The 551-nt window shown below is 39.0% G+C and carries 1 pseudogene; it reads right to left on the reverse strand.

Annotated features, from left to right (window positions below):
• Positions 1 to 551: pseudogene (gene thrB / locus AC1DTM_RS31110) on the reverse strand (homoserine kinase); the annotation flags it as partial.

Genomic DNA, 551 nt, shown 5'->3' on the forward strand with positions numbered 1-551 from the left:
CCACTAAGCGCTGTGCCATATGCTCCGAATTCTTTTGCACATTTACGAATTGATGGTAATAACGGTACAAGTTCTAAACGATATGGCTCGTGGAAATGATCTCTTTCCATCATTTCACCTACAACTTCCCACTTCTTTTGACATAACGCAGCTACTAATACGTTACTTATCGCACTAGCCTTAACCGCTTCATGAAACGGAAACATCTCTGGTAATACAGATCGACTTTCATCCGTATTTAGCTCTTCATTCGGAATAAGAGAAATTACGCCTAATTCCTTACTTTCAATCCTTACAACCGAAACATTCTTTCCATCCAGTGCTCCGATTACAGTTCCACCTAGAATAGAAGCAGCAACATTATCTGGATGTCCTTCAAAATTTGTAGCAATTTGGACCTTTTGATCAGTTGTTAAATGTAAATTTCCAAGTTGATTCGCAAGCTCTATTCCTGCTACAATCGCTGATGCACTACTTCCTAGCCCTCTTGTCAGCGGAATATTACTAGTAACTTCTATTATATGGGGTGATAAAGAAGGACATACTTTACA

This window comes from Bacillus sp. P4_D3 (assembly GCF_056401855.1).